11 protein-coding genes and 1 pseudogene are annotated in these 10,775 nt (G+C 40.0%); 7 read left to right on the top strand and 5 right to left on the bottom strand.

Going from position 1 to position 10,775, the window contains the following annotated elements; translation table 11 throughout:
• Positions 1-94 precede the first annotated feature (94 nt).
• Positions 95-334, top strand: a pseudogene (locus WS44_RS08060) (hypothetical protein); the annotation flags it as partial.
• Between the two features lie 339 nt (positions 335-673).
• A complete protein-coding gene (locus tag WS44_RS08055; RefSeq protein WP_046433974.1) occupies positions 674-1,753 on the top strand; it encodes a Rib/alpha-like domain-containing protein in 1,080 nt (359 codons plus the stop codon).
• Here WS44_RS08055 and WS44_RS08050 read toward each other — a convergent pair.
• Complete coding sequence (locus tag WS44_RS08050) at positions 1,725-2,027, bottom strand: LysR substrate-binding domain-containing protein (protein WP_231575998.1); 303 nt, start codon at positions 2,025-2,027, stop codon at positions 1,725-1,727. The two genes, WS44_RS08055 and WS44_RS08050, sit on opposite strands and share 29 nt — an antisense overlap.
• An 11-nt stretch (positions 2,028-2,038) precedes the next feature.
• Entirely contained in the window at positions 2,039-2,236 is a 198-nt protein-coding gene (locus WS44_RS08045) for a LysR family transcriptional regulator (RefSeq protein ID WP_013438518.1), read from the bottom strand.
• A 205-nt stretch (positions 2,237-2,441) separates the two neighbouring features.
• On the opposite strand from WS44_RS08045, the gene purB reads away from it, so the two are divergent.
• Positions 2,442-3,791 carry an adenylosuccinate lyase gene (purB, locus tag WS44_RS08040; protein ID WP_046433972.1) on the top strand — a complete coding sequence of 450 codons (1,350 nt, stop codon included), beginning with the start codon at positions 2,442-2,444 and terminating at the stop codon, positions 3,789-3,791.
• Between the two features lie 53 nt (positions 3,792-3,844).
• Here purB and WS44_RS08035 read toward each other — a convergent pair whose 3' ends face one another.
• Positions 3,845-5,227, bottom strand: a complete 1,383-nt coding sequence (locus WS44_RS08035; protein ID WP_046433976.1) for an NAD-dependent succinate-semialdehyde dehydrogenase — start codon at positions 5,225-5,227, stop codon at positions 3,845-3,847.
• Positions 5,228-5,384: 157 nt separating this feature from the next.
• Between WS44_RS08035 and WS44_RS08030 the strand changes: the two genes are divergently transcribed.
• Positions 5,385-5,888, top strand: a complete 504-nt coding sequence (locus WS44_RS08030; RefSeq protein ID WP_013438515.1) for a nucleoside 2-deoxyribosyltransferase — start codon at positions 5,385-5,387, stop codon at positions 5,886-5,888.
• Positions 5,889-5,924: 36 nt separating this feature from the next.
• Here WS44_RS08030 and WS44_RS08025 read toward each other — a convergent pair whose 3' ends face one another.
• Together WS44_RS08025 and WS44_RS08020 are read right to left on the bottom strand one after the other, a co-directional pair.
• Entirely contained in the window at positions 5,925-6,782 is an 858-nt protein-coding gene (locus WS44_RS08025) for a helix-turn-helix transcriptional regulator (protein ID WP_046433970.1), read from the bottom strand.
• 2 nt (positions 6,783-6,784) lie between these two features.
• Positions 6,785-7,579, bottom strand: coding sequence for an alpha/beta hydrolase (locus tag WS44_RS08020; RefSeq protein ID WP_013438513.1), 795 nt, complete (start codon positions 7,577-7,579; stop codon positions 6,785-6,787).
• Positions 7,580-7,748: 169 nt separating this feature from the next.
• On the opposite strand from WS44_RS08020, the gene WS44_RS08015 reads away from it, so the two are divergent.
• The 3 genes from WS44_RS08015 (at position 7,749) to serS (ending at position 10,440) form a co-directional block, all read left to right on the top strand.
• Positions 7,749-8,357, top strand: coding sequence for a VTT domain-containing protein (locus WS44_RS08015; protein WP_013438512.1), 609 nt, complete (start codon positions 7,749-7,751; stop codon positions 8,355-8,357).
• Positions 8,357-8,908 (top strand): GNAT family N-acetyltransferase, encoded by a 552-nt coding sequence (locus tag WS44_RS08010; protein ID WP_013642368.1) that lies wholly within the window; start codon positions 8,357-8,359, stop codon positions 8,906-8,908. Before WS44_RS08015 ends, WS44_RS08010 begins: the two co-directional genes overlap by 1 nt.
• A 224-nt stretch (positions 8,909-9,132) precedes the next feature.
• The gene (gene serS, locus WS44_RS08005) at positions 9,133-10,440 is read left to right on the top strand and encodes a serine--tRNA ligase (RefSeq protein WP_013438510.1); all 1,308 of its coding nucleotides are present in this window, start codon (positions 9,133-9,135) and stop codon (positions 10,438-10,440) included.
• The last annotated feature ends 335 nt before the right edge of the window (positions 10,441-10,775 follow it).

Below are 10,775 nucleotides of genomic sequence, written 5' to 3'. Positions count from 1 at the left end.
TTTAACTCGATTCTCCGGGAGCCATTTCCCGATTAGGCCTGTATTTCAAAATAAAATTGCTTAAAATCGTTGATAACACTTGACTTAGAGTAGAAAAAGTAGTCAGATTTTGGCATTTATTTTGTCACTAATTGAAACGATCTTCTTGATTTACATCGTTTATATGATGTCTAGTTCAGTCCATGCATCAAATGGTGTTGTGGCACAGATTACTAGTCAGTTGATTTCATATGCTGTTTCAATTGGAACTTCTGCATACTTCTTATTGTTGGCCAGTGTTTTAACCACAGGTCTTTCAGGATTCAACATTTTTAAGCACAAAGATAATCAATAATACTTTTTGAAGCACAGTTTGACACACGTCAGGCTGTGTTTTTGTTTTGCAATAAAAAAGCACCTAAAAACTACGGTGCTCTTTTTTAAGACTTTGATATCTTATTTATCGAACCATTACATAGATTTTAGGGATGTTACAATAGCAAATTGCCAGATTTTAAAAAAATAAAATTATTTCAATTTTTTAAAATGACACTAAAAAAACTTTGAATATAAAAATAGCTGAAACCTCTACAGGAATAGCACTTTTTGCAAAATATGCGTTATTTTAACGCCTACAAAGCCCTCTACACCGCATATACTGACAATTGTTAGGACTAATAGGGAGGATAGGAAGATGTTATCCAAAAATAATTTCAAAGAAAGATTAAGAAAAATGGAGCCTCGTAAAGAGCGCTTCTCAATTCGTAAGTTTTCTGTAGGGGCAGCATCCGTTTTAATTGGCTTTTTCTTTATGGGAATGGATCAAGGCCAAACTGTTAGAGCTGCTGATACTACACAAAATGATGTGAATGTAGAGCAATCAAGTTCAACTCAGAAAGAGGATGCTAATAAATATCAACCGGAATATGGTGAAAAGACTGTTACTCAAGGTTCTAGTGTAGATGATCCAGCAACTTGGTCAACTGCAGATGGTAACCAAGGTAACCCAGTGGACCATGGTAGCAGTGCAAAATTTAAGTCGATGACTGGCACACCTGAATGGGCAACTGGTGCCACTGATGGTACGATTACTTTAGCACCAACTACCTCTGTTGAAGCAGGTACTTATGTCATCCCAGTACTAGTAACTTATGGAGATGGTACTTCAGAAAAGGCTTATGCTCCTGTAACCATTACTGGTGTTAAGCACGATGACGACAATAATATCTGGGTTTATGGTCAAAATACTCAGAGTTCATTCAGAATAGGTACGTTTGACACTCACAAGACTAATGATGGTAGTGCCAACGCTATGGAGATTGTTGCAGTACCAAAGCTTGATCTGATTAAGTTTACAAATCAAGCTTATAATAAGGACACTCATCAATATAAAGATGTTTCATCAGTCACATACACTTTAAATCCTGATAAGACACAGTATGTTGCAACCTTAGTAACTATCAATGGTCAAACTTTCACTGGTAATGCCATAACACGTGATCTACTTTGTCAAGTTAAGAGTAGTGCAGTATTATCCTTTGATGTTGATCAAGTACAAACTTCTTGGATGCCGGCTTCAGATCAATGGGCACAAGGCAAGGATCGTCGTGCCAACACTGATGCTTCTAACTTTGCTTCTGGTACTGGTACATCATTTGCTAACTCACAATATGGTGATCCTAACGGTGATCAACGCTCTAAATCACCAGAACAATTAGCTGGTAACTCACGTGCACGTGCAAATATTAACTTGAGTGGTGATGCTGCTGGCTGACGATCAACTTAACCGAATTAGTTCGCAATAGTTTGCTTTGATAGTGGTTATTGTTGATCGGGCTCAGCGAATTGAGCAGCGCAATATCGATTTCACCATTTTTCAATTTGGCACTCAAATCATTAGAACCTGCCTCAGTAATTTCAATATTGTGGTTCAAGTTTTCTTGATCAAGTTCAGTCAATATTTTGGCTAAATAAACTTTACCTACAATCGGCGACACACCCCCACGCAACTGTGGATAATTTGCCTCAGCTACCTCATTTTTCGTCATTTCAAATAGATTCAAGATTTCACTGCTGCGGTCGTAGAGAATCTTCCTCGCGGCGTTTTCTGAGTAATTAGTGTAGTTCTGAACTCTTTAGATAATCGCTTAACAGCCGCTGAAATAGAAGGCTGGCTCAAGTTGAAGAATTCTGCTGTTTTAGTATAGCTGTGCGTTGCAACTAATTTTTGATAATATTCTAGATCCTTGATGTTCATTTTTATCCCTCGTTTTACTTAGTATAGTTAAATTTTCTCCTTTTATAAAAATAACTTATAAAAAATATTTTTATCTGTGGAAAAACAGTGAATTTGTTGCCCTTAATCATTAATTTTATTAATCAAAAGGCCGTTCACAAAATTGTCTGCTGTGAAAACTAGCGTTTTAATGAAGATAGTTAGTAGAAAAATGAAGGGAAAAACAATGGCATCATCATTAATTAATTCAGAATTATTCAAAGATCAATACAGTACAAAAGAAATGCGCGCCGTATTTAGCGGACGCGCTCAAATTCAAAGTTGGCTCGATTGCTGGGTAGCTTTAGCCAAGGCCGAAGCAAAGAACGGCGTTATCCCAGAAAGTGCCGCTGAAGAAATCGCCCAAAAAGCACACGCCGAAGACATCGATATGGATTATGTGCGTGAAGGTTTTAAAAAGACCTCGCATCCCCTAATGCCACAGATTCGTGCTTTTACCAAGCTTTGCTCACCCGAAGCCGGCGGCTACATTCACTGGGGCGCCACCACGCAAGACATCACCGACACAGGGATGATTTTGCAATTAAGAAATGCCCAAGACATTTTAGAAAAACAATTAGACCACTTATTAAATCAAGTTTTAGACAAAGCCGAAAAATACAAGGCTCTGCCAGAGGCTGGTAGAACGCATGCTCAGCACGCCGTCCCAATTACCTTGGGTTATAAGTTTGCCATTTGGGCAGACGAACTGGGTCGCGATCTCGAAAGACTGCAACATGATCGCAAGACTTACTTTGCTGGCAACTTCGGTGGGGCAGCCGGAACCTTGGCTTCTCTTTTTGATAAAGGCATTGCCGTTAGAAATGATTTTTGTAAAAATCTCGGTTTAGCTATTCCAACGATTACCTGGCACGTTTCAAGAGATCGCTTGGCTAACTTCTCCAGCGATATTGCGATTGCTGCAAGCACGATTGGCAAGATGGCTAACGAAATCATTAACCTGCAAAGAACCGAAATCGAAGAGGTCGAAGAAGGATTCCAAATGGGCAAGGTTGGTTCCAGCACGATGCCACAGAAGCGGAATCCAATGATCTGCGAAAACATCTATGCTAATGTCCGTTTGGTTAAAAATAATGCCAACTTAGGCCTTGAAGCAATGGTGCAAGAGCACGAACGCGACATGTCCTTCTGGCAAACTGAATGGATGTACTTGTCAGAAATGTGCTTAGTCTTTAGTGCCGCCATTAAAATGATGAGCCAAGTAATGGATCAAATGATCGTTCATGAAGATAACATCAAACGCAATTTGAACATGACGCATGGACTGATCGTTTCAGAACGCGTGATGCTCGATCTTGGCCGTTACATCGGTCGACAAAACGCCCACGAAGTCATTTACGAGGATGCGCAAAAAGCGTTTAACGACGGCATTGATTTTCTTGATGTGCTTTTAGCTGACGAGCGAGTAACCAAGGATGTCGATGAGGCTACTTTAAGAGAAATGCTTGATCCAGCCCGTTATGTTGGTTCATGCGTGCAAATGGTCGACGATGTAGTAAAGAAATGGCGCAAGTAAAAAAGATTGGTTTTTAGCCAATCTTTTTCTTTTTATACAGTTAAAGTAATTAACTATTGATTATTTTTAGTAACGTCGATAACTAAGTGTTCGTTAACAAATGCCATCATACCAAGTTCGCTTAATTCACAACCATAGCCTGACTTCTTCACACCACCAAATGGCAATTCACCAGAAGTGATCCAGCGACCGTTGATGACCGTCATTCCAGTTTCGATTTGAGCGGCAATCTTTTGTGCACGTTCGATATCGCTGCTGATTACTGATGAACCCAAGCCATAGCTTGAATCGTTTGCCAATTGAATAGCGTCATCGTCATCGTTAACCACGAAGACTTCGGCAACAGGGCCAAACAATTCTTCATCGAAGATTGGGTTGTCCTTGTCAATATTGGTCAAAACGATTGGTCTAAAGAAGGCACCCTTAGAGTCAATTTCTGGGTATTGGTAGAAGACCTTAGCACCTGCGTCAGTGGCTTTCTTTACTTGAGCTTCAAGTTTTTCCTTAGCTCTTTCGGAGTTCATTGGTGGCAAAGTGGTGTCGTCTTCAAGTGGATCACCAGCCTTCAAGCTTGAGAAGACGTTCTTCAATTCGTGCAATACTTCGTCGTAACGGGACTTTTCAACGATGATGCGCTTAGATGAAGTACATACTTGACCATCGTTATAAGTTCTAGCATCCCCTAAAACGTTACGGAGTAGTTGTGGATCTGCGTCATCCAAAACGATAAAGGCATCGTTACCACCAAGCTCCATCGTTGACTTCTTCAAGTTTTTACCAGCAGCTTCAGCAACAGCAGAACCGCCACGTTCAGAACCAGTTAATGCAACGCCTTGGATGCGTGGATCGGCAATAATATCGCCTAATTGATCATAGCTTGGGTAAAGGTTGATTAAACTGCCTTCAGGAGCACCAGCACGCTTGATGATCTTAGCGGTGAGTGCGGCAGAACCTGGAACGTTATGAGCATGTTTAAGCAAAACTGGGTTACCCACGATGAAGTTAGGTGCAAAGATACGGATAACTTGGTAAAGTGGGAAATTCCATGGTTCACAAGCCATGATGACACCAGTTGATTGCTTCAAGTAGTAGGCGTTACCTAAGCCGGTATTTAATGGGGTAGGCTTAAGCATTACTGGACCATTTTTAGCATAGTAATCACAGATTGAAACACATAGTTCAACTTCTTCTCTTGATTCGCGTAAAAGTTTACCCATTTCAAGGGTCATCATTTTAGCTAATTCATCTTCATGTTCACGCAAAGCATCGGCAACGTCGTGTAAAATTTTTGCACGACTTTCAGGCGTTTCATGACGCCACTTTTTATAAAGTGCATAGGCTAAGTTGATGGAATCTTCGATTTGCTTAGCAGTTGGATTATCATAACTAGCAAATTCTTCATTGGTATATGGATTGATTGACTGATATCTAGACAAAGTGTTTCCCCCATTCATAAATTTTTATTCTTCAAGTCACATAATTTATTATAAAGCGTTTGCAAATAAAACACATCGATTTGTACTTTTAGTTAGTAAAAATGCATGATAAACTTTTTATATGTAATTAATGAATTGAAAATCATGGGGGATTTTTATGACTAAGCAAGTTTCCACCGCAACTATTTATTTGGGTACGCCTTTTTACAATGACGACCAACGCGCACGTGTTAAGAAGGCAATGGCATTACTCGAAAAGAACCCAACTGTTGTGAGAGTTCATTTTCCATTTGACCAAAACTTCGTTGATCCAGAAGAAAAGAATCCAGAAATCGGCGGCATCCGTAGCATGACTTGGCGTCTTGCGACATACAACAACGATATCACCGGTTTGGTTAACGCAAGCTGCGGCGTCTTTTTATACGACATGGACAACATTGATGATGGTAGTGCCTTTGAAATCGGCTTTATGCGTGCACTCCACAAGCCAGTAATTTTGGTACCATTCACTAATGATCCAAATAAAGAAAAAGAAATGAACTTGATGCTGGCACAAGGCGTAACGACAATCATTGACGGTAACACTGATTTTGAAAAATTAGCTACTTATGATTTCAACACCACACCTGCTAATCCAGTTGTTGGTTACAAGATCATCTAACAAAAATACCCGGGGAATAATTCCTCGGGTATTTCTTTATGCATTCAATTGTTTAAGTAGTTTCCGCGCCTTTTCTAGCGTGATCCGGTTTCTGTTGATTCTTGCAAAAGCACAGGCGTCATGCAGGTGCTGACTCGTGATCTCCTTTTTCTTAGCCTGTTCCATATCGTTTATGCCTTGGCGCAAAAGGATGCGGGCCATATAGAAGATGGCGTGTTGCTCGATCCCAATCTTGTAGCCGTAGCGAAGCAAGGAATTCGATTCTTTGTACATCTTGCGTTCGCCGTAGAATTCACCGGCATCGCATAAGATAGCCAAGATGTGCATCGTGGTTAAAACATTGGTAATATCAACGTCCATAATGCTTTTCAGGATCTGATCGTAGTAGTGCTGTGCCTTTTCGGTTTCGCCTTGCTTAGCGTAGATTTGACTACAGCCGTTTAAAGCGAGCAGACGGTAAATGTCGTTTTTCGGCAAATTATCCGTTGTCAAAATGTTGTTGAAGTAAAATAGTGCACTCATTTGGTTACGGTCGCTTTTCAGTGCATATTGACCGCGCAAAAAGTGGTAGTGTACTTTATCTTCATCCCGCTTAAGATTTTGCGGATTGATCTGCGATAAAATGTTCAAAATCTTGGCGTAGTTGAAATTGATAAATGAAAAATCAGCTTCAAATAGCAAGCGTGCGACTTTCTTTTCATCGCTACTGGTCATAATATCGCCAACTTCGATGTTTAACCGATCGCAGAGCTGCTTCAAAATTTTAAAAGACGGTATCTGACCATTATTTTCGAATTTACTTAAAGTGGATTGCGTACAAATACCATGACAGAGGTCGGTTTGTGAAAGCTTTTGGTCTTTACGAATTTGTACGAATTTTTCTATATTGATCATAATTATTTTTGTCTCTTAATTGTTTGGAATAAAAAGTCGAGTGATTCATCGATGTAGTCGTTGCCGTAGTCCATTGCATGACCATGTCCTGGAATGACGAGTAGTTGCACACCGTGATTTTGTTTAGCTAAAAAGTTGACGAAGTCGAGAACTGAATCAAGTGGGGTCAGTTCGCCTGCTGAATTGATCATCATTACTTTGTCTAATTTGCTTAAGTCGTATGATTTTGCATCAAGTTTAGCTAAAACCTTTGGGTCTTCAGTGCCGGTATAAGTTAAAGTAAAGTACTTGTAGAAGGACTGTCTGATTTGTTCAGGATCAGTGATGCCCAAGTCTTTTGCGGCTGCTGGGGATGCCTTAACGTCTTGGTGTTCTTTGATCCAGTTTGAATACTCAACTGGTGCAGACCAAGTTACCGTTGGGAAACCATATTTGCCGGCAACGTATAACGCCATTGTTCCACCAACGCTGGCCCCGATTTGCACGATATTCTTGAGATCATCTTGATCAGTGTAATCAGATTTTAAAAGCCATTCGACAAAATGCAATGCATCTTCATGTGCAGCTGGAAAATGTGCTGCAGGAGCGAGGCTATATTCAGGAATGAAAGTCATAAAACCGGCATTAGCTAAATCAACGCCGACGCTCTTAACGCTTTCCTTGTTGCCACGGAACCAGCCACCACCATGCCAAAAGATTAAGATTTTGGTCTTAGAAGTTGTATTATTGGGGTAGTAAACATCGGCCCCTAATTTCTTATTTGTGTCGTAGATAACATTATTTTTTATTACAACCATGAAATGCATTCCTTTCTTAGATCTTTCATCGCTTATTATATATTAACTATAGGAACAGAAGAAATTAATAAGAATATTTTTAGTTTTTCTATAATAAGGTGAAACATCGGTTAAATAGTGTTATTTTTGATAAAATTGACGTACTAGTCCTATGAGGGAAGGCGAAAAAATGCAACATTTATCAGCTAAAGCAAGTCGCAAACTAATTAACATTGCTACAGTGGTTTGTGGAATAATCATTATTTTGCTAGTGATCTATTGGTATCGGCTAGGCATTTTTACTGATCAAGCAAAAATGCGGGCTTATTTAGCTAATAAACAAATTGTTGGTCCGATCATTTTTGTACTGATTCAAATAGTACAGGTAGTTGTACCGATTATACCCGGGGGCGTTTCGCTTCTTGGCGGTGTGGTATTTTTCGGACCGATTGCCGGTTTTATCTATAATTACGTCGGCATTTGCATTGGTTCAATTATCAACTTTTTCTTAGCCAGACATTACGGGCAACCATTTATTTTGCATATTGTCTCTGAAGAAACGCTAGATAAATATATGAAGTGGACGAAGAATCAAAAGAAATTCAACTGGTTCTTCGCGCTGTGTATCTTGGCGCCGGCGGCACCCGATGATGTGCTTTGCTTACTGGCTGGTTTAACCAAGATGAAGTTTTCTACGTATTTCTGGATTATTATTTTGTGTAAGCCTTGGACAATTGCGGCCTACAGCTTTGGTCTGCAATATGGTGCAAGATGGCTGTTGAAGTTGATGGGTAACTGATGCTTGAATCAAAGAGAATATATTTAAGACGATTTGAAGAAGGGGATGCACCTCTTTTACTAAGATGGGGACAAAACGCGCGCTATCATGACATGGCCGGTTTTGAAAAGATCGAAAATATGGATCAAGCGGTAAAGAGCGTGCACCAATATATGACTAGACCCGAAAGCTATGTCATCTGTCTGCGTAATAGTGATGAAACGATTGGTTTAATCGAATTATATGAGCGCGGCATGGACGAGCAGAGTGGTTTATTAAAGACAAAAGAAATAGGCTTTTTACTGGATCAAACTTTTGAAGGCCATGGCTATATGAACGAAGCGGTCCATTTAATTTTGGCCTATGCTTTTAAACATAAAAGACAAACGGAAATCTGGGCTGGCACCTTTGCCAATAATGAAAAGTCGCAAAAACTGTTGCAGAGATTAGGTTTTCACTACGTTTATACCGTCGATTACAGCCAAGTTAGTGCACTTTTTTCTTTTAAAGAAAAATATTATTTGCTCAAAAAAGAAGAATGGCTTAAAATAGACGCAAACACGAAATCCTAAGACTGCTTCAGAGAGTTCACGGTTGGTGCGAGTGAATGAATAGTCGTTTCCAGATTTCAGTAATGTGGGCAATTAATAGTTGCACGGTTTGGCGTCGTTATTCGCCTGTTAAAGAGGTGCAGTCTATTTTAGACTGAAGATGGGTGGTACCGCGAAACCGTGTAAGAGCCGATTCGTCCCAAAGATAGGGATAATCGGCTCTTTTTTATGCATGGAGGTTTTATATGCTTGATATTAAAGTGATTCGTGAGAATCTTGATTGGTCAAAGAAGAAGCTTGCTACACGTGGCATTAAGCCAGAAGAATTGGACGAATTAGTTGAAATCGACACTAAGCGTCGTAAGGATTTGACTAAGAGTGAACAATTAAAGGCTAAGCGTAACGATGTTTCAAAGCAAATTGCTGAAAAGAAGCGTAACAAGGAAGACGCTAGCGATGCCATAGCTGCTATGCGTGAAGTAGGTAAGGAAATCAAGGACTTAGATAAAGAAGTTGATGAATTAACTGAAAAGCAAAACTACATTTTGCTTAGATTGCCTAACTTCCCAGCAGACTCAGACCCAGTTGGACCAGACGACAGCTACAACGAAGAAGTTCGTAAGTGGGAAGAACCAACTAAGTTTGACTTTAAGCCAAAGGCTCACTGGGACATCGGTACTGATTTGGGTATTTTGGACTGGGACCGTGCTGCTAAGGTTTCAGGTGCACGTTTTGTTTACTACATTGGTGCAGGTGCACTTTTGGAACGTGCCGTATTCAACTTCTTCCTTGATGAAAACACCAAGGATGGCTACACCGAAGTTATCCCACCTTACTTGGTAAACGATGCTTCAATGCAAGGTACTGGTCAATTCCCTAAGTTCCACGAAGACGTTTATACTATCGTTGATAACGACGATCCAGATAAGCCACGTGACTTAACTTTGATTCCAACTGCCGAAGTTCCTTTGGTAAACTACTTCAGAAATGAAATTATCCACGGCGACAAGCTCCCAATTAACGTAACTGCTTTATCACCAGCATTCAGAAGTGAAGCAGGTTCAGCTGGTCGTGATACTCGTGGTTTAATTAGAATGCACGAATTCCGTAAGGTTGAAATGGTTAAGGTATGTAAGCCAGACGAATCATGGGATGAACTTGAAAAGTTGACCCACAACGCAGAACACTTATTGCAAAAGTTAGGCTTGCCATACCACGTAGTTGCTTTGTCAACTGGGGATGCAAGCTTCACTAGTGCTAAGACTTACGACCTTGAAGTTTGGATGCCTGCACAAGACAAGTACCGTGAAATTTCAAGTTGTTCAAACTGTACTGACTTCCAAGCACGTCGTGCACAAATTCGTTACCGTGACGAAGACGGCAAGCTTCACTTGGCTCACACTTTGAACGGTTCAGGTTTGGCAGTTGGTCGTTGTGTAGCCGCAATTTTGGAAAACTACCAAAACGAAGACGGTTCAGTAACTGTTCCAGATGTACTTGTTCCATACATGAACGGTATGAAGAAGATCACTAAGGAATCAAGTTTAATCTAATTAAATAGATTTAATAAGAAGACGTTCGCTGTAAAAAGCGGGTGTCTTTTTTTGCTTTTTGATAAATAAAAAAGTTTTAAAAAATTTTTTGACGAAGAATAAGTGAATTTTAAGCAAATTTCGAACGATTAGTTGCGTTAAACTTTTAGTGTTAAGAAAATGATTGTCGAATGAGGGATGCAATTTTAGAAGTGGTTACAACTAAACCACGCGTTTCATAAGTGAAGCGAACGAAGGGGCGAACTTGCAAGAAGAGCAGAAATAGGGTAAATTAATAAAGTCGTTTCGAGAGATGCGGCACAGCTTGAATAAGAAGCCTGAGCAAAGGAAAAATC

This window comes from Lactobacillus sp. N54.MGS-719 (assembly GCF_000980505.1).
GTDB lineage: Bacteria > Bacillota > Bacilli > Lactobacillales > Lactobacillaceae > Lactobacillus > Lactobacillus amylovorus.
The sequence above is the reverse complement of the archived record's forward strand: the minus strand, read 5'-3'. Positions and strand labels throughout refer to the sequence as shown.